This window comes from Parabacteroides sp. AF18-52 (assembly GCF_003479145.1).
In the GTDB taxonomy this organism is placed as follows: domain Bacteria; phylum Bacteroidota; class Bacteroidia; order Bacteroidales; family Tannerellaceae; genus Parabacteroides; species Parabacteroides faecis.
Genome location: NZ_QUGR01000005.1, coordinates 287,457 through 310,497, shown reverse-complemented (window position 1 = coordinate 310,497; position 23,041 = coordinate 287,457). Strand labels below are relative to the sequence as shown.

Annotated in this window: 20 protein-coding genes; 12 read left to right on the top strand and 8 right to left on the bottom strand. The window is 42.6% G+C overall.

The genetic code is table 11. The annotated features are described in order from the left end of the window. Window positions 1-496 precede the first annotated feature (496 nt). Window positions 497-646 (top strand): hypothetical protein, encoded by a 150-nt coding sequence (locus tag DWX23_RS24870; RefSeq protein ID WP_158607071.1) that lies wholly within the window; start codon window positions 497-499, stop codon window positions 644-646. 41 nt (window positions 647-687) lie between these two features. Here DWX23_RS24870 and catA read toward each other — a convergent pair whose 3' ends face one another. Next, window positions 688-1,341: a type A chloramphenicol O-acetyltransferase gene (gene catA, locus DWX23_RS11440; protein ID WP_122374575.1), complete on the bottom strand. Its 654-nt coding sequence runs from the start codon at window positions 1,339-1,341 to the stop codon at window positions 688-690. 226 nt (window positions 1,342-1,567) lie between these two features. Then, window positions 1,568-2,116 (bottom strand): DNA-3-methyladenine glycosylase I, encoded by a 549-nt coding sequence (locus tag DWX23_RS11430; protein ID WP_122374573.1) that lies wholly within the window; start codon window positions 2,114-2,116, stop codon window positions 1,568-1,570. 81 nt (window positions 2,117-2,197) lie between these two features. Between DWX23_RS11430 and DWX23_RS11425 the strand changes: the two genes are divergently transcribed. The 4 genes from DWX23_RS11425 (at window position 2,198) to carB (ending at window position 11,847) form a co-directional block, all read left to right on the top strand. Continuing rightward, the gene (locus tag DWX23_RS11425) at window positions 2,198-5,137 is read left to right on the top strand and encodes a DEAD/DEAH box helicase (protein WP_122374572.1); all 2,940 of its coding nucleotides are present in this window, start codon (window positions 2,198-2,200) and stop codon (window positions 5,135-5,137) included. 237 nt (window positions 5,138-5,374) lie between these two features. Then, window positions 5,375-7,261 (top strand): amidophosphoribosyltransferase, encoded by a 1,887-nt coding sequence (locus tag DWX23_RS11420; protein ID WP_122374571.1) that lies wholly within the window; start codon window positions 5,375-5,377, stop codon window positions 7,259-7,261. A 78-nt stretch (window positions 7,262-7,339) separates the two neighbouring features. Then, window positions 7,340-8,425: a glutamine-hydrolyzing carbamoyl-phosphate synthase small subunit gene (gene carA / locus DWX23_RS11415; RefSeq protein WP_122374570.1), complete on the top strand. Its 1,086-nt coding sequence runs from the start codon at window positions 7,340-7,342 to the stop codon at window positions 8,423-8,425. Between the two features lie 197 nt (window positions 8,426-8,622). Beyond that, window positions 8,623-11,847, top strand: a complete 3,225-nt coding sequence (carB, locus tag DWX23_RS11410) for a carbamoyl-phosphate synthase (glutamine-hydrolyzing) large subunit (protein WP_122374569.1) — start codon at window positions 8,623-8,625, stop codon at window positions 11,845-11,847. Window positions 11,848-11,908: 61 nt separating this feature from the next. Here the strand turns inward: carB and DWX23_RS25305 are convergent, their stop codons facing one another. Then, window positions 11,909-12,157: a type II toxin-antitoxin system RelE/ParE family toxin gene (locus tag DWX23_RS25305; protein WP_370450086.1), complete on the bottom strand. Its 249-nt coding sequence runs from the start codon at window positions 12,155-12,157 to the stop codon at window positions 11,909-11,911. A gap of 38 nt (window positions 12,158-12,195) precedes the next feature. After that, on the bottom strand, window positions 12,196-12,420 hold the full coding sequence (locus DWX23_RS11405; protein WP_122374568.1) for a hypothetical protein: 225 nt from the start codon (window positions 12,418-12,420) through the stop codon (window positions 12,196-12,198). A 308-nt stretch (window positions 12,421-12,728) separates the two neighbouring features. Here DWX23_RS11405 and DWX23_RS11400 point away from each other — a divergent pair, with 308 nt between their 5' ends. From DWX23_RS11400 to DWX23_RS11375, 6 genes are all read left to right on the top strand, one after another. Next, window positions 12,729-13,469, top strand: a complete 741-nt coding sequence (locus DWX23_RS11400) for a (Fe-S)-binding protein (RefSeq protein ID WP_122362582.1) — start codon at window positions 12,729-12,731, stop codon at window positions 13,467-13,469. Further along, window positions 13,466-14,839, top strand: a complete 1,374-nt coding sequence (locus tag DWX23_RS11395) for a lactate utilization protein B (protein WP_122374567.1) — start codon at window positions 13,466-13,468, stop codon at window positions 14,837-14,839. The genes DWX23_RS11400 and DWX23_RS11395 overlap by 4 nt, the downstream gene beginning before the upstream one ends. 37 nt (window positions 14,840-14,876) lie before the next feature. Next, complete coding sequence (locus DWX23_RS11390; RefSeq protein WP_122374566.1) at window positions 14,877-15,455, top strand: LUD domain-containing protein; 579 nt, start codon at window positions 14,877-14,879, stop codon at window positions 15,453-15,455. Between the two features lie 252 nt (window positions 15,456-15,707). Then, complete coding sequence (locus tag DWX23_RS11385; RefSeq protein WP_122374565.1) at window positions 15,708-16,277, top strand: Crp/Fnr family transcriptional regulator; 570 nt, start codon at window positions 15,708-15,710, stop codon at window positions 16,275-16,277. Window positions 16,278-16,328: 51 nt separating this feature from the next. After that, entirely contained in the window at window positions 16,329-16,676 is a 348-nt protein-coding gene (locus DWX23_RS11380) for a cupin domain-containing protein (protein ID WP_122374564.1), read from the top strand. 123 nt (window positions 16,677-16,799) lie between these two features. After that, window positions 16,800-17,693, top strand: coding sequence for an aldo/keto reductase (locus tag DWX23_RS11375; RefSeq protein ID WP_122374618.1), 894 nt, complete (start codon window positions 16,800-16,802; stop codon window positions 17,691-17,693). A 117-nt stretch (window positions 17,694-17,810) separates the two neighbouring features. On the opposite strand, the gene lepB is transcribed toward DWX23_RS11375, so the two are convergent. Genes lepB through DWX23_RS11355 form a run of 4 tightly spaced genes read right to left on the bottom strand, consistent with a single transcriptional unit; the run spans window position 17,811 to window position 20,509 of the window. Then, entirely contained in the window at window positions 17,811-18,197 is a 387-nt protein-coding gene (gene lepB / locus DWX23_RS11370) for a signal peptidase I (RefSeq protein ID WP_122374563.1), read from the bottom strand. A 16-nt stretch (window positions 18,198-18,213) separates the two neighbouring features. After that, on the bottom strand, window positions 18,214-18,666 hold the full coding sequence (locus tag DWX23_RS11365; RefSeq protein WP_122374562.1) for a hypothetical protein: 453 nt from the start codon (window positions 18,664-18,666) through the stop codon (window positions 18,214-18,216). 2 nt (window positions 18,667-18,668) lie between these two features. Beyond that, a complete protein-coding gene (locus DWX23_RS11360) occupies window positions 18,669-19,274 on the bottom strand; it encodes a hypothetical protein (protein WP_122374561.1) in 606 nt (201 codons plus the stop codon). After that, complete coding sequence (locus DWX23_RS11355) at window positions 19,271-20,509, bottom strand: 6-bladed beta-propeller (protein WP_122374560.1); 1,239 nt, start codon at window positions 20,507-20,509, stop codon at window positions 19,271-19,273. Before DWX23_RS11355 ends, DWX23_RS11360 begins: the two co-directional genes overlap by 4 nt. 878 nt (window positions 20,510-21,387) lie before the next feature. Between DWX23_RS11355 and DWX23_RS11345 the strand changes: the two genes are divergently transcribed. Next, window positions 21,388-23,004: an ABC-F family ATP-binding cassette domain-containing protein gene (locus tag DWX23_RS11345; RefSeq protein ID WP_122374558.1), complete on the top strand. Its 1,617-nt coding sequence runs from the start codon at window positions 21,388-21,390 to the stop codon at window positions 23,002-23,004. Window positions 23,005-23,041: the final 37 nt, after the last annotated feature.

Genomic DNA, 23,041 nt, shown 5'->3' with positions numbered 1-23,041 from the left:
ATTTTTGTAGGAGATAGAAAAGAAATTTGATAAGACAATAAAACAATCATCGTGATGATTTCAGGGCTAGTGATAGGGAAAAAGCAAAATCTGCTACAATCTGTCAAATGAAAATGAACTGTTCAGAAAGAGCTTCTAGCTTTCAGAAAGACACGTAAACCTGGTTTTAGAGTATAATCCCAAAGATAATTTCCCAATATTTTGTAGTGTTAAAATTTTCATCACAATGATTGTCCCACTTCATTGTGATGAGTGCGTGAAGTCATTGTGATGACTCTGTCGGGACATTGTGATGATAAGGAAGATTCATTGCAATGATTTCCGAAAGGAGGGGTTATGAAGAGAGGAAAACAGGGTGATAAGGTGGTCTTTTCTTTCGGAACAGCTGTTTGAGTGAAAACCGTTGTTAGCCTGATCAGTAAAAATCGAACATTCTGAAAGCGATGAATGTTTATCTTTATCTTTTTGATTAATCCGAATAAAATGGAGGAAGAGTATGAAGAAAAGAGATTTTTATGGACAGATGCTGTTGCAGGAAGAGGATAAACGTTCCTGCGGAGATGAAAGTACGGCTGACCTGTATCGGGCGGTGCGTAATCATTTTATATGTTTCTCGGGTGGTAAGGGATTGTGCCTTAAGATGTGACACCGACTTTAGTTGAGGCGTTTCTGAAAAGGATATCTGATTTAAAATAACCACTCCTTATGATTGGATGATAAATCTTGTAATGATTGCACGAATCTCCCAATGTGAAATCCGTCACATACAGCATGATGAACTTGTATCGAGAGCGGCATTAAAACAGAATCTTCTGTTTCAATAAATTTACCTATTGTAAAAATGGGTGGAAAATAACATCCCTCATTAAATACATTCACATTAAATCCTGTAAAGTTCACCCAAGGTAAACTCGAAATCGTAAAAGAATTAGGAGGCTCATTTTGTTTCGGTTTTAAGGAAGTTGATTGTGAATAGTTACCCATATCAGCAATACAACTGTCATAAAATCGACTGAAAACGCGATTATAGTTAGTCCATATACTGGAAAATGTTTCATTATCCTTATTAAACACCGTATAACTTGGATGTACCTCATCCCAATAACCTAACTCTCCGTAAGAATTAATATCCATTCGAAATTCCTTATACTGATTTACAATGTTTGCAATCATATATATTTGTACAGGATATATCTTTTTATTCATTTTTCTTACAACTGCTTTTAAATTTGTAATGTCAATATTAACGGTCAAACTATATGTGCAGCGTAATTCATTCATGTAGTGAATGTAATATTCCTTACGATTCCATTTTTCGATATCTATCTGATTAAATTTCATGTCTTTCATTTTTTAACAAGCAAACACATTCATCATTTTATAATAAGCTCTGGAGGAATTTGGGCATGAAAACTTGTGTCAAGGAGATATTCCCTGACAAGCCCGGAAGAAGTAACTATATGGTGTCGATTGATGCCATAAATTAGATAATACATTAATTCACAGATACAAAAATATGGAATTTGCAATAGATTCCAAAGAAAATCAAACAATCTTTGTTTGATTTTTACCGTTTGTTCCATGCCGGATTCTTTTCCAGAATCTTTTGATATATGGGACAATCCGGTGTATGGGCTCCTTCAAGATAGCCGGTACTTAGCAGGAATTCGTTGACGATCTCACCACCGGTGAATTTGAATGTCTTTTTGAATAATTTGGTCCATTCTTCTTTGGTTTTAGGGTGATGATGGTCCAACCAGTTTTTGAATGAGCCGTATTCGTTTTGCAGTTGTACAATGACCTGGGCATTGTGGATGGCTGCTTTTATTTTTAATTTATTCCGAATGATGCCGGAATCGGATAAAAGTCTGGCTTCATCTGTTTCCGTGTAATTTGCAACCTTTTCAATATGGAAATTATCGTAAGCAGAACGGAAGCTCGGTTCTTTCTTTAATATCGTCGACCAACTTAGGCCCGCCTGGTTGATTTCCAGGAGAAGTCTGCCGAATAACTCATTATCGTCTTCGATAGGGAAACCGTAACTTGTATCATGATAGGCTTTATTAAGCTCGACGGCTGAATCCTTAGATGTTTTTACGTATTCGCAATAGGACATAAATTCTGTTTTGTTTGTTATGGGAGATAAAGATAATTGTTTTTCTTGTAACTTTGTAGTTTTAATAAAAATGAACCGTTGATGCCCGAAAATCAGATATTGATCATTGCGTTAAGTAACCATCCTGTTTTGGGACCTTTGCTTATTCCTTATTTTGCCAGAACTGTATCGCCGGAAGTGATCAGCGTGGAAGAGCAAGCCACGCATGCCGGAAATGAAGCGGGGTTGTCTGATATGGAGAAACGGGCAATCGCGATCGCACAGAGTTACTCGGAAAAGAAACTGATGCAGGTGTATTCCCGGCAACAAACAGTTACCGGCTTTCTGAATTCGGTGACGCCGGAGATGCTGAAGAAACAACTCCGACCGTTCATCGATAAGAAGATAAGGGAGATGGTCCGGTTGATACAGGTAAACCATTTGTCTGTATATATAAAGGAAGCAGGAAGTAAGTTGCTTTATGAACATGACCGGGTGCGCTTTTCCGGGGAGGAGGCCGAGATCTCTTTTCGTTTCGAGATAACAGACCATTCTTTTCGGTACACAGCCTTATGTCACATGAATGGAGTGGAAGTGTCTTTATTGAAAAAGAGGCGGTTTCTGTTGTTGTCATCAAAGCCTGCTATATTCCTGCTAGATGACCAGTTGTTAGCATTCAAACGTATAGAAGCGGCGAAAGTTACACCTTTCCTTTCACGGAAATACGTGGAAGTTCCGTTGGCTGAGACTGAAAAATATCTGGAACTGGTGGCACTTCCTTTGATCAGCGATTATCCGGCAAGTTCTTCCGGGTTTGATATGATCCATGAACCCCGCACTTGTGTCCCGGAATTATCTGTGGAGCGTTCTATCAATGATGAACCGGCACTTCAACTGCGTTTCAGGTATGGAGAACGTTCTTTTACGCCGGGAAAAAGAAACCAGTTCGCTTATCCCCGGTTGGAACATGTCGAAGGGAAACCGGTCATTTATTATTTTACACGTGATTTGCAATTGGAACAAACGTACATCAGCTTACTTGAACAATGGCATTTCAAGCAGATAACCGATGTACAGTTCGTTCGGACCACAGAAGCGGGTGGTTATACATTTATCGATTGGCTGCAACAACATAAAAGTGAGTTGGAAGCCTGTTTCTCTTTTGTGCAGACCGATACCTCTTTGCGGTTCTACCTGGGAGATATTTCGCTGACACAGGAAATTTCCCCTTCTCCCGATTGGTTCGATATTCGTATCACAGTTCGCATGGGTGATTTTCAATTCCCTTTTATCCGCTTCAGAAAACATATTCTGGAGGGGAAGCGTGAGTTTGTTTTACCGGACGGGCAAGTCGCCTTATTGCCAGAAGATTGGTTTGAGAAATATAGCGATCTGTTTGCTTTCGGCGATGACCGGCCCGGGGAGATCAGAGTCCGTAAGATGCATTTGGGAATTGTCTCTGCCTTGGAGCAGGATGAATCCGTATCGAAGGAGTATGTGCAGAAAGAATCGGTTGCTATTCCACCAAAGATAAAGACGACGTTACGTCCGTATCAGCAGGAAGGTTTTTCCTGGTTGGTCCATTTGGCGGCGAATGGTTTCGGTGGTTGCCTGGCGGATGATATGGGATTGGGGAAGACATTGCAGGCTATTACCTTGCTGCAACAGATATATGATCCGGAGGAACCTAAAGAGGCCACGATTTCTCCATCCGCTCCGGAGAATGTTACAGTCGATCAAAGCGGGCAACTTTCCTTTTTCGGAACAGATTCGCCGGATGACAAACCCTATGAGGAAGTGAAGGACAGACAGGAAGAATCAGTGGCTATTCCCGCTTCCCTGATTGTTGTGCCTACTTCTTTATTGCCTAACTGGAAACGGGAAATCCGTAAGTTCAGCACATTGAGTGTCTATACTTATACCGGAGATCAGAAAAGGAAAGATCCCTGTAAAAACTTCAACCGGTATAATATCGTGCTGGTCACTTATGGACTGTTGCGGCGTGATATCGAGCTGCTGGAGAAGTATCGTTATACTTATGTGATACTGGATGAAAGCCAAAACATAAAGAATCCGGCTTCCATGACCTATCATTCGGTGGTCCGTCTGCAATGTGAACACCGGTTGGTACTGACCGGAACACCTATCGAAAACTCACTGAAAGATCTATGGGCACAATTCAATTTTATCAATCCCGGTTTATTGGGATCGGCAGATGGTTTCCGGAAACATTTCATCCATCCGATTACCAGGGAGGGGAATGAGAATGCCCGTAAACGTTTGCAACAAATCATTCGCCCTTTCTTTTTGCGACGGACCAAACAGCAAGTGGCACCGGAACTTCCGCCATTGACGGAAGAGGTCGTATATTGCGAAATGACACCGGAGCAACGCGAAGTGTATCAGAAAGAAAAGAATGCGTTGCGGAACACGATCTTGCAGGAACGTTACAAAAATTCTTTTGTCGCTTTGAATGGTATCACCCGTTTACGTCAGCTGGCTAATCATCCGCAGATGGTTTTACCGGAATATACGGGTGGTTCGGGAAAGATGGAACAGGTGCTGGATGCTTTTGAAACACTGGTGAGCGAAGGGCATAAAGTTTTGATCTTTTCTTCTTTTGTCACACACCTGAAATTGTTGGCGGATGCTTTTACGCAACATGGATGGCAGTATGCAATGCTGACCGGCAGTACATTGGACCGGGAGGGCGAAATAGCCCGTTTCTCAACTCGCCAGGATGTGTCCGCCTTTTTCATCTCGCTGAAAGCGGGTGGGGTAGGACTGAACCTGACGGATGCCGATTATGTATTTATTATCGATCCCTGGTGGAATCCGGCGGCTGAGATGCAGGCGGAAAGCCGTGCCCATCGCATCGGGCAGGATAAACAGGTCTTTGCCTACCGCTTCATCACTGCCGATACGATCGAGGAAAAGATCCGCAACCTCCAGGAATCCAAGAGTGAGTTGGCTGAAACATTTATTACGGAAAACGACCCGTTCAAGTCGCTGACAGATAAGGATTGGGAAGAACTATTATAAATAAGTGTTATTAATTATATCGTATATCCCCGTTCTCCTTACAAATTTTATGTCGGGAGTGGTTTTCGGCTATGTAATTGTAACTTTGTCGAAACAATACGGGAATATATAATATTTTAACCAAATGCCGGATAAAATGATTATTTCTATTAATGTGTCAATTATTTTGCATTAATATGAACATTGTGTTTGATAAAGTGCGTATCTTTGTGGTCGAAATAAACAAGATAGAACCAGATGGAACAACTTAAACATGAGTGTGGAGTCGCCATGGTCCGGTTACTGAAACCTTTAGAATATTATCATCAAAAGTATGGTACCTGGATGTATGGGCTGAATAAACTCTATTTACTGATGGAGAAGCAGCATAACAGGGGACAGGAAGGAGCCGGTTTAGCCTGCGTGAAGTTAGAAGCAACCCCCGGTGAAGAATACATGTTTCGGGAAAGAGCATTGGGAACAGGAGCTATAACCGAGATATTCGCCGCCGTTCATGAACATTACAAAGATTTACCGCCCGGTAAATTGAATGATCCGCTTTTCGCAAAATCAAATCTTCCTTTCGCCGGAGAGCTTTATATGGGTCACCTCCGTTACAGTACGACCGGTAAGTCCGGTATTTCCTACGTCCATCCTTTTTTACGCCGCAACAACTGGAGAGCCAAGAACCTCGCTCTTTGCGGAAATTTCAATCTCACAAACGTAAACGACATCTTTAAAGAAATTACAGCGATCGGCCAGCATCCGCGTAAGTTTGCCGATACGTATATCATGCTCGAACAGATGGGACACCGTCTGGACCGGGAGATCGAACGTTTGTACCAGAAGTATGAAGACGAAGGAATGAAGGGGATGGATATAACCCATGCGATCGAGGCACATGTCGATCTGTCGAACGTGTTGAAGCGTTGTGTACCGACCTGGGACGGCGGATTTGTGATCTGCGGTCTGACCGGTAGCGGCGAATCGTTCAGCGTACGTGACCCCTGGGGAATCCGTCCGGCGTTCTATTATGCGGATGACGAGATCGTGGTACTGGCTTCCGAGCGTCCGGTCATCCAGACGGCGATGAACGTGCAGGCCGAAGATATAAAGGAATTGCAACGCGGCGAAGCGATGTTTATCAGTAAAGACGGCCGTTTCCGCACTTCGCAGATCGTGGAGCCGAAGGTGAATAAAGCCTGCTCTTTCGAGCGTATCTATTTCTCCCGCGGCAGCGACGTGGATATTTACCGCGAACGTAAGAAGTTGGGGGAGAATCTGGTTCACCCGATACTGAAAGCTGTCGATTACGACCTCAAACATACTGTCTTTTCTTTCATTCCCAATACGGCGGAAGTCGCCTATTTCGGTATGCAGGAAGGACTGAACAACTATCTGAACAAACTGAAAAAAGAATGGATCGCCGACCGCAGCCATCTTTTGCAGGAAGAAGAACTGGATCAGATACTTTCCATGCGCGTTCGTGCTGAAAAAGTAGCGATTAAAGATATAAAATTGCGTACCTTTATCGCCGAAGGTAACAGCCGTAACGACCTGGCAGCCCATGTGTACGATGTTACTTACGGAAGTATCGAACCATTCGTCGATAATCTGGTTGTAATAGATGATAGCATTGTTCGCGGAACGACCCTGCAACAAAGTATCATCGGTATCCTGGACCGTCTGCATCCGCGGAAGATCGTGATCGTATCTTCATCTCCGCAGGTGCGTTATCCGGATTATTACGGGATCGATATGTCGCGGATGAACGAGTTTATCGCTTTCAGGGCAGCGGTGGCTTTGCTGAAAGAGCGGGGAATGGAGTCGGTGATAACGGATGCTTATTGGAAAGCCAAGAAACAACAGGCACAGGAGGACGGTACGATTGTGAATTTTGTAAAGGAAATTTACGCACCGTTCACCGATGAGGAGATTTCGGCCAAGATGGTCGATTTGCTTACTCCGGCGGGTACACGTGCCAAGGTAGAGATCGTCTACCAGACATTGGACGGCTTGCATGCTTCCTGTCCGAATCATCCGGGAGACTGGTATTTCTCCGGTGATTATCCGACACCGGGCGGTGCACGGATGGTGAACAAGGCTTTCATCAATTATATGGAAGAAGAATATTTAATCAGATAACAGTTGACAGATGACAGTTGACAGATTCGCTCTAACTGTCAACTGTCACTTGTCAACTGTCAACTCAAACATAAGTTTATGCAAACAGAAAAAACAGCAACATTGATCTTAGACGACGGGACTGTTTTTCGCGGTCTTTCTTTCGGCTGCGAGAAGGAGGTTACCGGCGAAGTAGTGTTCAACACGGCCATGACGGGATATCCGGAGAGTTTGACCGATCCTTCTTATGCCGGTCAGCTGATGGTTCTGACTTATCCGCTGGTAGGTAACTACGGTGTACCTCCCCGTACATTCGGTCCGGACGGGATCGCCACGTTTATGGAAAGTGAAAAGATCCATGCGGAGGCGATTATTGTAAGTGATTACAGTCATGAATACAGTCATTGGAATGCTGTCGGAAGCCTGGGAAGCTGGTTGAAAGAAGAGGGTGTTCCCGGAATTTACGGAATCGATACACGTGCGCTGACCAAGAAACTGCGTGAGCACGGTGTCATGATGGGAAAGATCGTGATCGGTGATGCAAAGACCGACCTTACGGATTTCGGACAATACGGAAATGTGAATTATGTAGACAAAGTGTCTTGTAAAGAAGTCATTACTTATGGGGAAGGTGAAGGAAAGAAACGAGTTGTCCTGGTGGATTGCGGCGTGAAACATAACATTATCCGCAGCCTGCTGAAACGGAATGTGACCGTGATCCGGGTTCCCTGGAACTATGATTTCAATACACTGGAATATGACGGCCTGTTCATTAGCAACGGTCCCGGCGACCCCGATACCTGCGACGCAGCCGTTCAGAATATCCGCAAAGCGCTGGCAGGCGACAAACCTATTTGTGGTATCTGTATGGGAAACCAGTTGCTGGCAAAAGCAGGAGGTGCTTCCATCTATAAACTGAAATACGGACACCGCAGCCACAACCAGCCGGTTCGGATGGTTGGAACGGAGAAATGTTTCATCACCTCGCAGAATCATGGATACGCGGTGGATAACACGACGCTGGGTGCCGATTGGGAACCGCTTTTTATCAATATGAATGACGGTACGAACGAAGGTATCAAGCATAAAACGAAACCATTCTTCTCGTCGCAGTTCCATCCCGAGGCTTGTAGCGGGCCGACGGATACGGAGTTTATGTTCGATAAATTTGTCGAGTTACTATAAAGAGGAATGCAGGTGATGCATCTTTGCATGGTAAGGCAAAGACCCTTTGCGTGAACAAGCAAAGCATCTTCGCCAACGGCAGCGACACCTCCTAAGTGGGGGCAGCGACAGTGTCTCTCCGAAGGCAGTGAGGCAAGCTCACCAACGTTGGTTAGTCGGTGCGCCTAAAAAGTGTTAACAAGAAAAATAAGGTCAATATGAAAGAAGATATAAAAAAAGTCCTGATATTAGGTTCCGGCGCTCTCAAGATCGGTGAGGCGGGCGAGTTCGATTATTCAGGCAGCCAGGCGTTGAAGGCCATCAAGGAAGAGGGCATCCGGACGGTGCTTATCAATCCGAACATTGCAACGGTACAGACTTCAGAAGGGGTTGCGGACACGGTTTATTTCCTGCCCGTTACTCCTTTCTTTGTAGAAAAGGTTATCGAAAAGGAACGTCCCGAGGGGATCCTGCTGGCATTCGGCGGACAGACGGCGCTGAACTGCGGGGTGGCTCTCTATCAGAGCGGCGTGCTTGAAAAATATAACGTGCGTGTGCTGGGTACTCCGGTACAGGCCATCATGGATACGGAAGACCGTGAACTGTTCGTTCGCAAGCTCGACGAGATCGATGTGAAGACGATCAAGAGCGAAGCGGTAGAAAACATCGTAGATGCACGCCGTGCTGCTCGCGAACTGGGATACCCGGTGATCGTGCGTGCCGCTTATGCACTGGGTGGTCTGGGATCGGGCTTCTGTGATAATGAAGAAGAACTGGATGTGCTGGTTGAAAAAGCCTTTTCTTTCTCTCCGCAGGTCTTGGTTGAGAAGAGCCTGAAAGGTTGGAAAGAGGTGGAATACGAAGTAGTGCGCGACCGTTTCGACAACTGTATCACGGTTTGTAATATGGAGAACTTCGACCCGCTGGGAATCCACACCGGCGAATCGATCGTGATCGCTCCTTCACAGACACTGAGCAATACGGATTATCACAAACTGCGCGAACTGGCTATCCGCATCATCCACCATATCGGAATTGTGGGAGAATGTAACGTGCAGTATGCCTACGACCCTGAAAGCGAGGATTACCGAGTGATCGAGGTGAATGCCCGTCTGAGCCGTTCCTCGGCATTGGCATCGAAGGCTACAGGTTATCCGCTGGCTTTTGTCGCTGCTAAATTGGGTTTAGGCTACGGCTTGTTCGACCTGAAGAACTCGGTAACGAAAACGACCAGTGCCTTCTTTGAACCGGCACTCGATTATGTGGTCTGCAAGATACCGCGTTGGGACCTGGGTAAATTCCATGGCGTTGCCCGCGAACTGGGTTCCAGCATGAAGTCGGTAGGAGAGGTGATGGCTATCGGCCGCACATTTGAAGAGGCTATTCAGAAAGGTCTGCGTATGATCGGTCAGGGTATGCACGGCTTTGTGGAAAACAAAGAGCTGCTTATCCCGGATATCGACAAGGCGCTGAATGAGCCGACCGACCATCGTATCTTCGTAATAAGCAAGGCTTTCCGTGCCGGTTATACGATCGACCAGATCCATGACCTGACAAAGATCGACAAATGGTTCCTTCAGAAACTATATAATATTATCCAGACCGCAGGAGCTTTGGAAAGTTTCAGCCGGATAGTCGATATCCCCGACAATCTGTTCCGTTTGGCGAAGAAGCAAGGTTTCTCTGATTTCCAGATTGCCCGTGCTATCTTCAAAGATCAGATGGAAGACGGTGAAAAGGCGATCCTTCAGGTTCGTCAGGACCGTAAATACCGCGGCATCCTTCCGGTGGTGAAACAGATCGATACGCTAGCTGCCGAATATCCGGCACAGACCAACTATCTGTACCTGACTTACAGCGGAACGGAAAGCGATGTTCATTATCTGGGAGATAAACGCTCTATCGTGGTGCTGGGTTCGGGTGCTTACCGTATCGGTAGTTCGGTAGAGTTCGACTGGTGCGGTGTGCAGGCGCTCAACACGATCCGCAAGGAGGGCTGGCGCTCTGTTATGATCAACTACAACCCTGAAACGGTTTCGACCGACTACGATATGTGCGACCGCCTTTACTTCGACGAGCTGACATTCGAACGTGTAATGGATATTCTCGAACTGGAGAATCCGCACGGTGTGATTGTCTCTACCGGAGGCCAGATCCCGAATAACCTGGCGATGCGTTTGGATGAACAGCATGTCAATATCCTCGGAACATCGGCCAAGAGTATCGATAATGCGGAAGACCGTGAGAAGTTCTCAGCCATGCTTGACCGTATCGGGGTGGATCAGCCTCGCTGGAAAGAGTTGAGTAGTATGGAAGATATCAATCAGTTTGTGGAGGAAGTAGGTTTTCCGGTATTGGTTCGTCCGAGTTACGTACTGAGTGGTGCGGCCATGAATGTCTGCTCCAACAAGGAGGAACTGGAACGCTTCCTGCAATTGGCGGCTAACGTCAGCAAGAAGCATCCGGTGGTAGTAAGCCAGTTCATCGAACATGCCAAGGAGGTGGAGATGGATGCCGTAGCCGATCATGGGGAGATCGTGATGTATGCGATCAGCGAGCATATCGAGTTTGCGGGCGTACACTCCGGTGATGCAACGATCCAGTTCCCGGCGCAGAAGTTGTATGTGGAAACGGTTCGCCGTATCAAACGTATCAGCAAGCAGATTGCGAAGGAATTGAATATCTCCGGCCCGTTCAATATCCAGTATCTGGCTAAAGGCAACGAGATCAAGGTAATCGAGTGTAATCTCCGTGCTTCGCGCAGCTTCCCGTTCGTGAGCAAGGTCCTGAAGATAAACTTTATCGAGCTGGCTACCCGTATCATGTTGGGCTTGCCTGTCGAAAAGCCGAATAAGAATGAGTTCGACCTCGATTATGTAGGTATCAAGGCTTCCCAGTTCTCTTTCAACCGCTTACAGAAAGCTGACCCTGTACTGGGTGTGGATATGGCTTCGACCGGTGAGGTGGGGTGTATCGGCGATGATGTCTCCGAAGCGATCCTGAAGAGTATGCTTTCCGTCGGTCTGCGTATCCCGGAAAAGAATATCCTGCTTTCGACCGGTACGCCGAAACAGAAGGTGGCGATGCTGGATGCTGCCAAGATGTTGGCGACAAAGGGTTACAATCTCTTCGCAACAGGCGGAACACATCGTTTCCTGAAAGAGAATGGCATCCCGAGTACCCGTGTTTACTGGCCGAGCGAGGAGGGTAAACAGCCGCAGGCACTCACCATGCTCCACGAAAAAAAGATCGACATGGTAGTAAATATCCCGCGTGACCTTTCCGCCGGTGAGTTGGATAACGGCTATAAGATCCGCCGTGCCGCTATCGACCTGAATACGACACTTATCACAAATGCCCGTCTGGCAAGTGCCTTTATCGAAGCGTTCTGTACGCTGACGGTAGATGATATACAGATTAAGAGCTGGCAGGAATATAGGTAACAGATAATTATGAGGATATAAAAATGGGGCTTTTATGGCCCCATTTTTATATCCTACAATCTTATCGTAAAAAAGATTGTAATTTCTCAGGATCTTGACGGGTATTGAATAAGAAAGCAACCCTTATATATTCTTCTTCTACAGAATAGATTATTTTGTAATGACCTTCTACCAATACACGATATAGAGGATTCTCAACAATTAGTATGCCTAAATAGGGGAATGTTGTAAGGCGATTGGTAGAGCAAATAAGTGTTTCCAGTAAGGTTTTAGCCGCGGAGAGACTGACTTCTTTAAGATAATAATCGATTTCATTGTTAAGTTATTCTTCCGCTAATGCAGACCAAATTACAACCATTCTCGTTGTTGTTTGATTTTATGTAACAGATCGGTTGCTGTGATATACTGTCCATTCGCAAAATCAGTTTCTGCTCTTTCAACCAGATTATTGAATGTGTTAGAAGATATTCCTAAATCGTTAAGGGATATTTTTTCAGTTACGGCATAACTTACCACAGGTTCGGAAACCTTGTCGGATGGCTTATTCTCATTTTTGTAAGGCTTTGTTGTCATAAAGATTATAGATTAAGTTGTTTATACTATGCGACAAATGTAAGTATAATATTTTACACTGCATGAGATATCAAAACAGAATTACAGCAAATGGTTTATATAACTTTACGGAAGCTGAATCATCCTTTCGGATGGTGTGGAAACCGATGATATGGGTTTACACATAAAATTAAAATATCCATTTAAATTTATTAGCTTTAGTTGCACAAATATATGGAGAATAGTTAAGAAGTTATTTTAATTTTGTAGTTCGTTGGAAAACATCTCTTAAGAGAGAACAGTTATACTTATGTTATAATTCAACCAATATGAAGATAGGACTATTTATCCCGTGTTATATCAACGCGGTGTATCCGGAGGTTGGCGTAGCCTCCTACAAACTCTTGAAGCATTTGGGCCTGGACGTCGATTATCCTTTAGACCAGACTTGTTGCGGCCAGCCGATGGCAAATGCCGGTTTTGAAAACGAATCCCTGAAACTGGCTCTCCGTATGGAAGATTTATTTAAACAGTACGACTATGTGGTCGGACCGTCTGCCAGTTGTGTTGCATTCGTAAAAGAGAATCATCCCGGCATCCTGGAAAAGGCCGGACATGTTTGTCAGAACAGCAGTAAGATATACGATATCTGCGAGTTTCTGCATGATGTAGTGAAACCGGAAGAACTACCTTCTGTTTTCCCCCATAAAGTGAGTATTCATAACAGTTGCCACGGGGTGCGCGAGTTGCATCTGTCATCCCCCAGCGAAATGAATATCCCGTACTTCTCCAAACTGCGCGATCTGTTGCAGTTGGTAAAAGGCATCGAGATACTCGAACCGAAGCGCATCGACGAATGTTGCGGTTTCGGGGGAATGTTTGCCGTCGAAGAGCCGGAAGTCTCTGTTTGTATGGGACATGACAAGGTGAAAGACCATATGAGTACCGGGGCCGAATATATCACCGGAGCCGATAGTTCCTGTCTGATGCATATGCAGGGTGTCATCGAGCGTGAACACCTGCCGATAAAGACCATTCATATCACTCAAATATTAGCCGCAGGATTATGAGTACGAAACATTCAATAGCAGCTGCCCGTTTCATAGCTAACAGGAAACAGGAAGCCTGGCACGATGAGACCCTTTGGATGGTACGTGCCAAAAGAGATAAGATGAGTCATTCGCTTCCCGAATGGGAGCGTTTGCGTGAGTTGGCCTGTGATATCAAAATGTATTCCAACAGCCATTTGGATACGTTGCTGGAAGAGTTTGAAAAGAACGCCATAGCCAACGGAGCCATTGTACATTGGGCGAAAGATGCGAAGGAGCACAATGAGATCGTCGAAAAGATCCTTCAGCAGCATAATGCGCATACGCTGATCAAGAGTAAATCCATGCTGACAGAAGAATGCGGTATGAATGAGTATCTGTTCAGTAAGGGGTATGACATCGTCGAGAGTGATCTCGGTGAACGTATCCTTCAATGGATGCACCTTCATCCGAGCCATATCGTGATGCCTGCCATCCATATCAAACGCCAGGAGGTGGGCGAGATGATGGAACGTGTCCTGGGTACGGAGAAAGGCAATTCAGATCCAACTTATCTGACACATGCTGTTCGTAAGAATATGCGTGAAAAATTCCTGACGGCTGATGTTGCTATGACGGGAGCCAACTTTGCTGTTGCTTCGACCGGTGAAATTGTGGTTTGTACCAATGAGGGAAATGCAGATATGGGGACTTCATTCCCTAAAGTCCATATCGCTACATTCGGGATGGAGAAGATCGTTCCCAACCAGGAGGCTTTGGGCGTCTTTACCCGCCTGCTTGCCCGTTCCGGTACCGGACAGCCGATAACCTCTTATACTTCTCATTACCGTAAACCTCAGGATGGCGGTGAGTTTCATCTAATCATCGTAGATAACGGACGTAGTGATATTCTGGCAAAGCCGGATCATATCCGTACGCTAAATTGTATCCGTTGCGGCGAATGTATGAACACCTGCCCGGTATATCGTCGGACTGGCGGTTATTCCTATACCTATTTTATACCCGGTCCGATCGGCATCAATTTAGGCATGTTGAAAAATCCGGAAGAGTATTCTGATAATGTTTCGGCTTGTTCCCTGTGTTTATCCTGTTCAAATGTCTGTCCTGTAAAGATAGACCTGGGCGAACAGATTTACCGTTGGCGTCAGGATCTGGACAAGATTGGAAAGGCCAGCTCGGAGAAGAAAGTAATGTCGGGCGGTATGAAGTTCCTGATGGAGCGTCCGGCACTGTTCAATACAGCATTGAAGTTTGCTCCTCTGGTAAATAAATTACCTCGTTTTATGATCTATAATGGATTGAATGCCTGGGGAAAGGGGCGTGAGTTACCGACCTTTGCCAAAGAATCGTTCAATGATATGTGGAAGAAAAACAAGATACAAAAACCGTAGGGGTAGGGTTTGCCTGCCTGTAAAAACATAGGAAAGAATGAGTAGTAAAGAATCTATATTATCCCGTATCCGTAGTCATACCGGTACTCGTTACGAGCAGCCGGAAATCACATTGGATGCCATTCATTATGAAGATAAAACCGGACAGTTTTCCGAATCGTTAAAGGCTGCGGGTGGTGCGGCCGTTGTTCTGCAAGCGGGGGAAGATATCAATGAGCTGATCCGGAAACATTTTCCTGATGCGAAACGTATTGCGTCGAATCTGTCTAAAATAACTTGTGCCACTTTCGATCCTGATTCGGTATCCGACCCCAGGGAATTGAATAATACAGACCTTGCTATTGTGGAGGGGTGTTTCGGGGTTGCCGAGAATGGTGCCGTATGGATTACGCAGCAAGTAAAACATAAAGCACTTTATTTCATCTCGACCGGATTGGTGATCCTTATCAATAAGGAAGATTTGGTTAATAATATGCACGAAGCTTATAAGCGGGTGGAAGGTACGGATTATAAGTATGGCTTTTTTGTCTCCGGTCCGTCCAAAACAGCCGATATAGAACAGGCATTGGTGTTCGGTGCACATGGACCGATGAATGTCTTGGTTATTTTAAGATAAAACTACTTTTTATTTGATGGAAAAGTGGTCAAAAGATCAGGACTGCACCGGCTTCGCTGTTCCAATGAAAGACAAAGCGGACGCTTATTAGTTGAGGTCTTGATCTTTTGGTCACATTTCTTTCAAGAGAAAAGCAACATCCAAATCTGATTAGGACCGAATCCATAATCTGTATCCTCTCAAATCGTTTTTCACTCTATAGATTACGTGTGTACATTATAATATAATATATATATAACTATTTAGTATAGAATGAAACAATTGGAACTCATCATAAAAGAACTAGCTCTTCCGGCTGGCTATTATGATAGACTGACAGACCTATTAGAAGAGAAACAACTTCCCCAAAAAGAATATCTTCTGAAGACCGGACAGGTTTGTACTTTTATCGGAGTAGTGGAAGAAGGTGTGTTACGGTCATTCCGTGAACAGGATGGAGAGGAGTTTATAAGTGACTTTTATGTCCCGGGGTCTTTTGTCACCTCTTATCGGAGTTTTCTGCGAAAAGAACCGAGCGTAGGAGCAATTCAGGCATTGGAAGATACAACGCTTAGCAGTCTTTCGTATGCGAATTTTGAACTTTTGACAAATGAATCTCCTTTATGGTTTAAGTTTGGAAAACACATTGCCGATACCCTGTTTGTGAAGAAATGTGTCAAGGAAACGTCTCTTTTGAAGGATTCTGCCTTGGAAAGATACCGATTGTTATTAAAAAACTATCCCGGTATAGAACAACATGTAGCACAGTATCATATCGCTTCTTACCTGGGAATCAAACCGGAATCTTTGAGCCGGATCAAATCTCTTAACATAGGTCAATGAAATAGTCGCTCTTTCACTCTTTCTTTGCCATATAATTAAAAACATAGAAAGATGGTACAAGAAAAAGTATTCAGAAGAGATTTGTTGACAGCCTGTTTTTCAAAGCAGGCCGTGTCGAGAGTTGAGATAAAAGAAGTAACTCTTCCTCCTGCAGGAAAAGCTGATTATCATTTACATCGTTGCCCGGTGGTAGGATGTATCGTTTCCGGGGCCCTTCTGTACCAGTTGAAAGGAGGAGATCCGATGATAATAAAAACAGGCGAAGCTTTCTTCGAACCCAGGGATCAGCCGGTACTTCATTTTGATAACGCTTCGGAGACAGAACTGTTGGTTTTTACAGCCTTTTATTTGGTAGAGGAAAATGAGGACCTGATCACAATCCTTCCTGATGTATCTTGATTATTCACTCTTTTCTGTTAAAGTTCGGGTAATTAGGTAAATAGTATTATTTTTGTGAAATCCTTAATCTGTATTCACGAAAATAATACTCAATATTCTTTTACCATGAGCAACATAAAAATGATGAACAGAAGAAAATTTATCCGGACAGGTGTTGCCGGAGTAGCCGGTTTGTCGCTGGCACAGGTTGGTTGGGCTGATATGCAGCGGGTACTTCCTTCCGATGTGACGGTCGATAAAGTGGAGTTAGGCAAAACGGGACTGGAAGTTTCCCGTATCGCTTTGGGTACCGGAACGAAAGGATGGAATTATGAATCCAACCAAACCCGTATCGGAATGGATAATTTCCTGAAACTGGCTCATCACGGCTATGAAAGGGGAATCCGTTTCTTCGATATGGCCGATATGTACGGTTCCCAGCCTTTCGTGGGTAAGGCCTTAAAAGAACTGCCTCGTGAAAAAGTAACTCTGATGACAAAGATGTGGACGTATGATGATGGATCGGAGAAAAGAGAACCGGTCAGGAAAACCCTCGACCGTTTCCGTCAGGAAGCCGGTACCGAATATTTCGATATCTTACTGATGCATTGCATGACCAGCGGTGACTGGCCTGAAACACGTAAATTCTATATGGACGGTCTTGCCCAGGCAAAAGAAGAAGGTATCGTGAAGGCTGTCGGAATATCCTGCCATAGTTGGGAGGCCATGAAGGAAGCAGCCGATAATCCGTGGTGCGATATTATTCTGGCCCGTCTGAATCCTTTCCAGAGCCATATGGACGGAACACCCGAAGAAGTGAATGCTCTTTTAGGGAAGGCCCGGGAGAATGGAAAAGGTATCATGGGAATGAAAATATTCGGTGAAGGAAAGCATGTTGCAGATGATGAACGCGAACGTTCGATCCGCTTTGCTGTTACCGGGAGCAATTTACACTGTATGACGCTTGGTCTGGAGTCGATCGCCCAGATGGATGATGCCATTGAAAGGGTAATGAGGAATGTAAAAAATATCCGATAGTGCTACGCATTGGCTTGTTTAGGGGCAACGGTGACAAATAAAAATCTTCGATATATATTAGCAGGAATCGCATTGATCCTGCTGATAATATCGTGTATTTTACGGTTTTTTTATTCTTTATCTCAATTGTCCTAATATGCGTTCCCAGCGAATTGATTTCCAAAAACTTTTTTGGGGAGTCAATGAAAATAGAACGAAGTCGGATTTTCCGATAATAGCTTCTTCCGGAATGAAACCGAAGATACGGCTGTCATGTGAATTGTCGTGATTATCCCCCTCCATGAAATAAAAAGATTGTTTAGGTGTGTAAAAGGAAACATGTTTCCCATTAATAATTATATGAGATTTTAATTCAGAAACTTTATTGTCTTCGCGAATGATTAATGACCGATATAAAGGTAGAGTGTTCCGATTAATTATCAATGTATCACCTTTTTCAATCACTTGTACAATACGTTTGACCAGTAACAGTTGTGGATTTGACGGACTATTGAACACGACTATATTCCTATTTTCATGTTCAAATCTCTTTCTTTGTTAGCAGATATTTCTTATCCTCTTTCCAAACCATATAAAAACAAGTCTCTTGGCAGTATCTGTTATCAGCTATAAAGTCTGAGACAAAGACTGAATATCCCGGAACAGCTTCTTCCATACTCTCTTTATCAACTTCTTGACAGATTATGAATGTATTGTTTTTTGTGTATGACTCATTCTTATTTAAAAGTTGTATCAGTTGGTAATACATGTTCATTGTTGTATCTGACGGTATAATAACAGCGTATTGATACGTAGGTTTCCATATGGAATCCAATTCAGGGAACATAAGTATTATTCTATTATTGAGAGAATCGTTTTTATTATCTCCAATAGTAATAGTTGCATTTCTACAAAAATTAAATTGATAATGAGAACAACACCAAACTATTGTACATAACATGATGCAAAGAATAATTGAGCCTTTCTTCTTCATAATTATAAATATTTTTTGTTAGCTAACGAGTTCCCTGCATAAAATAGTGGAGCTACACTTTTGATATAAAAATCTGTAAGTTCCGGCTTTGATTTTTCGGGAAGGAAGAAATCAGAAGCCATTTTGTTTGGATGTAAAACAAAATAATAAGGAGCTTCATATTGTTCTATATACCAATTATCATATAAACAATCATTCGGTATATGAAAAATCGTAATATTGTTGCACTTTTTTGCTCTCAGTAATTTTTTTATTATGGATGGACTATAAGTTACCAATAATGCACATTTGATCCCATTTTCTTTTAACTCTTTAATTTTATCTAATTCATTGGATACGCATGTTTGACAGCTTGTTTCTTTGATACGTAGCATTAAAATTGGTTTTTTCAATTTTTCAACGAAAGCACATAAACTGTCGTTTTGAAATTTTTTATCAGGAACAAAGTTTCTCCATTGATTATTGGCATTTGCTTCCGCATTTCTTAAGAGAGTGAACATCATCATATCATCAATATTATCAGAAGGCCGTCGATTATTGTAGAATAAGCCGGCGGCGATAGCCAAAGTGATAACTGAAACAATTATATTGATCAAACTTATTTTCATAAATTTTTGATTTTAAAGAATACCAAAACTAGATTATCATCCTCTTTTATATTCTCGAATAATCTCATATTTTCCTCTTTTGCTGAATAATGAGTTATTTCATCTATATGTTGTTTCAATCCTTTCAGGGTTGTAGGAGGAACTAAGGCTACGAAATAATCATTATAACTGTATATGCCGCTTGAAAATTCCATGGAAAAATCCGTATCATAGTAAAATCCTGCAGTATTTACTGTTTTTTTACTTCTTTTGTCGTAAAACGAAACAAAACGCCTGTCTTGTTTGTCGCATGTCACAAACAGAATATGTGTATCATTCTCAGCATAAATAAATAGATAAGTATGAGCTAATAGATAATTGTTAAAATCATCGTAACTTTCAAATGTTCCCATTTTATTCTTTTCGAAAGGAGTAAAATCACTGTAATCGAATTTATACCTCATGTATAAAGCCGTATCTGTTACAGTATATACTTCATTGAGATACATAGGGGTATATAAAATTTCATCTCTTTTCCGACTTAAAGGATCGTATCCCAAAGATGAGTGAACTGTTTCTGAATAAGTACAGGCTGCTTTTTTTAAGTGTCCTAAGCTGTCAGTATATAAAATTTTATATTCGCTATATTGCCCTAAATGGTTGTTCCGGTCCCCTTTATCTGTGGCTGTTACATATTCACCATTAGGAAGAATTTGAAAATTGCGTCCTATTCTAAAAGGAACATCATGGGATGCTATATAATTTCCATCTAGGGAAAATTTCATCCATTTTCTTTTTTGATTGTCATAAATGACAATTTGTTGTTGTTTTGTGTCGATTGCAAATGCTTTTGGTAAATAGAATTCGAAAGGAGCACCACCTTTTTCTCCCAAGGCCTTTAAGAACTTTCCTTTGTTATCAAAAATATAAAGCTTCTCTGTTCCAAGTCTGTCGAATGCATAGATTTTATTATCATAAAATCCAATGTTGGTGCAATAGGCAAATAGAGATTCATCTGTTGTTTCTAGCGGAACATAATGGAATTCTTCAATCAATTCAGACGATGGAACCGGTTCTTTGATGTTATTTGTTACTTTTATAATTTCAAATTTATCTTCTTCTACCGGAATTACGGTTATACTATCTAAACTGACAGTAGGGAAAGGTCTGTTTTTCATTCTGATTTCTTGACAACCAAAACACAAAAAGCCTATTCCTAAACCTAAAATCATATTTTGTAGATACCATTTTTTCATATTTGTTATATTTTTAAGAGGATGCGCTAAAAGTATTATCCTCCTTTTGTACATCCTCTGATTTGTTCGAAATTACATTTAATTAGCTCTACAGTCTTTTGTGCAAAATGGATTCCAACCATCATTACATTCCCAAGTATTTCCTTTATAGATTATAACGGCACCACCTCCTGCATATGTGATCTTTTGACCCTTGATATAACGGAGATAACATAGTAGTCATAGTAAAAAACTAAAAAAACGCATCCAATATGCCATAGATTGTCGATTGTCCATCCATTTTCCGTATAATGGCTGAACACCATCCATTGGTCATCCCATCCTGTCAGAAAACTATTCCTCAAGATAGGATAATATACAATAAAGCAGATTATTAATAAAAAGAGGTTAATCCACTTTGAATACAAATAGTCATTGGCCTTAATCTTTTTCATAATATACGGTATTTGTTTCAGTGTATGAAATTTACTAATTGAGTAAAGTTTTGATAACTAGCGTGTTTAAGGTGTAATTAGCTGTTTTTTCAATTTATTACCCGAATCTTGGTGATAAAAATAGTTATTTATTTTAGAAAATTGTATTTTAATTGAAAAAAAACGACTTGATTGAGTTTTTTATTTTTAGATATTTGTCAGTAATCCGAATAGCTATACAATTGATTTGGTTATTCTGAAAAAAATACCTATCTTTGCCCCATAATTTTATAAATACACCGATGAAAATATCCAAGTAAGCCGGTTTCAGAACATATTTGTGAGTAGCTCCCGATCCGAATGGGAGTAAGTTTCTGTATAACCTTCCGGCTATGTCCTGCGCTGTATCCTGCGCATTTTTTATTTCCAGATTTTAGTTTCTAACATTTTTAAAGCAGATAGACTATGTGCATATCAGTACAACAGCTTTGCTATATCCATGCGGATAAAGAACCACTATTTCAAGATATCAGTTTGACGGTAAACAAAGGGGAGCAATTATCATTAGTGGGAAATAACGGTTCCGGTAAATCAACTTTGTTACGTATTATTGAAGGAAGTCTGAAACCCTCCTCCGGGGAGGTCGTCTGTTCTTCCAAGCCCTATTATGTGCCGCAACATTTCGGTCAATACGATCAGTTGACTGTGGTACAGGCCTTGTTGGTCGAATCCAAAATCAATGCATTACATGCCATTATAGCGGGAGATGCGTCGGCCGATAATTTTACTGTTCTGGATGATGACTGGAATATTGAAGAACGAAGCCTGGCCGCCCTTTCCTCCTGGGGATTGGAACATATCCGGCTGGACCAATCGATGAGTACATTGAGCGGCGGTGAAAAGACGAAAGTGTATTTAGCCGGTATTCAGATACATTCTCCTGAGATCATCCTGATGGACGAACCGACCAACCATCTGGATGTAAATAGCAGAAAGAAGCTTTATAGCTTTATCGAGTCGAGCCGTGCCACCATGCTTATTGTCAGCCATGACAGGACACTGCTCAACCTGCTGCCTTACACCTGTGAACTGGAAAGAAGTAAGATTACATTGTATGGTGGAAATTACGACTTTTATAAAGAACAGAAAGAGGTCGCATTGACAGCCTTGCAGAATCAATTGAGCGAGAAAGAAAAAGAGTTGCGGTTAGCAAAGAAGATTGCCCGGGAAACACTTGAAAGAAAGAGCAAATCGAGTGTAAGAGGGGAGAAAGCCGCCATAAAGAAAGGCATTCCCCGGATAATGATGGGAGCCATGAAACAGCATGCCGAACAAAGTACCGTTAAATTGAAGGATATACACGATGAGAAAATGGGTTCGATCAATTCCACCATTACGGATATCCAGAACACGCTGCCGGATATGAAACAGATGAAAACGGATTTCAATTCCCCCAATCTTCATACCGGTAAAACATTGATCACTGTAAAGGATATGAACTTTGGCTATGATCAGGATGGTTTATGGAAAGAACCGTTGAACCTGCAGGTTCGGAGTGGCGACCGTATCCAGTTCAGCGGAAATAACGGAGCGGGAAAAACGACATTGCTGAAGTTGTTGCTGGGCGAATTGGAACCGACTGAGGGAACAATTACCCGTGCAGACTTCAAATATGTATATATCGACCAGGAATATTCGATCGTGAAACCTCACCTGACGGTTTTTGAACAGTTGGAGCAATTCAACCTGTTTGCCAAACCGGAGCATGAGTTAAAAATGATCCTGAGCCGTTTCCTTTTTCCGGTCGGCACATGGGATAAAAACTGTTCAAAATTAAGCGGTGGGGAGAAGATGAGGCTTGCTATCTGCTGCCTGATGGTCAGTAATAGCACGCCGGATATATTTGTTTTGGATGAACCCACGAACAATTTGGATATCCGGAGTGTTAGTATAATAACAGCGGCCATCAAGGACTACAATGGTACAGTGCTTTTGGTTTCGCACGATCTTTACTTTGTGAAAGAAATAAAAATAAACAGGTTCGTTGAACTTTTTTCTTCAACCCCTGTTATTAAGATATAGTGTTTTTCATGGTATTAGAATTAAGTTAGATTAGGTT

Bases quoted from the DNA above. Each gene is read 5' to 3' on its own strand.
- DWX23_RS24870 (WP_158607071.1), top strand. From the start codon at position 497: ATGAAGAAAAGAGATTTTTATGGACAGATGCTGTTGCAGGAAGAGGAT.
- catA (WP_122374575.1), bottom strand. From the start codon at position 1,341: ATGAAATTTAATCAGATAGATATCGAAAAATGGAATCGTAAGGAATAT.
- DWX23_RS11430 (WP_122374573.1), bottom strand. From the start codon at position 2,116: ATGTCCTATTGCGAATACGTAAAAACATCTAAGGATTCAGCCGTCGAG.
- DWX23_RS11425 (WP_122374572.1), top strand. From the start codon at position 2,198: ATGCCCGAAAATCAGATATTGATCATTGCGTTAAGTAACCATCCTGTT.
- DWX23_RS11420 (WP_122374571.1), top strand. From the start codon at position 5,375: ATGGAACAACTTAAACATGAGTGTGGAGTCGCCATGGTCCGGTTACTG.
- carA (WP_122374570.1), top strand. From the start codon at position 7,340: ATGCAAACAGAAAAAACAGCAACATTGATCTTAGACGACGGGACTGTT.
- carB (WP_122374569.1), top strand. From the start codon at position 8,623: ATGAAAGAAGATATAAAAAAAGTCCTGATATTAGGTTCCGGCGCTCTC.
- DWX23_RS11405 (WP_122374568.1), bottom strand. From the start codon at position 12,420: ATGACAACAAAGCCTTACAAAAATGAGAATAAGCCATCCGACAAGGTT.
- DWX23_RS11400 (WP_122362582.1), top strand. From the start codon at position 12,729: ATGAAGATAGGACTATTTATCCCGTGTTATATCAACGCGGTGTATCCG.
- DWX23_RS11395 (WP_122374567.1), top strand. From the start codon at position 13,466: ATGAGTACGAAACATTCAATAGCAGCTGCCCGTTTCATAGCTAACAGG.
- DWX23_RS11390 (WP_122374566.1), top strand. From the start codon at position 14,877: ATGAGTAGTAAAGAATCTATATTATCCCGTATCCGTAGTCATACCGGT.
- DWX23_RS11385 (WP_122374565.1), top strand. From the start codon at position 15,708: ATGAAACAATTGGAACTCATCATAAAAGAACTAGCTCTTCCGGCTGGC.
- DWX23_RS11380 (WP_122374564.1), top strand. From the start codon at position 16,329: ATGGTACAAGAAAAAGTATTCAGAAGAGATTTGTTGACAGCCTGTTTT.
- DWX23_RS11375 (WP_122374618.1), top strand. From the start codon at position 16,800: ATGAACAGAAGAAAATTTATCCGGACAGGTGTTGCCGGAGTAGCCGGT.
- DWX23_RS11365 (WP_122374562.1), bottom strand. From the start codon at position 18,666: ATGAAGAAGAAAGGCTCAATTATTCTTTGCATCATGTTATGTACAATA.
- DWX23_RS11360 (WP_122374561.1), bottom strand. From the start codon at position 19,274: ATGAAAATAAGTTTGATCAATATAATTGTTTCAGTTATCACTTTGGCT.
- DWX23_RS11355 (WP_122374560.1), bottom strand. From the start codon at position 20,509: ATGAAAAAATGGTATCTACAAAATATGATTTTAGGTTTAGGAATAGGC.
- DWX23_RS11345 (WP_122374558.1), top strand. From the start codon at position 21,388: ATGTGCATATCAGTACAACAGCTTTGCTATATCCATGCGGATAAAGAA.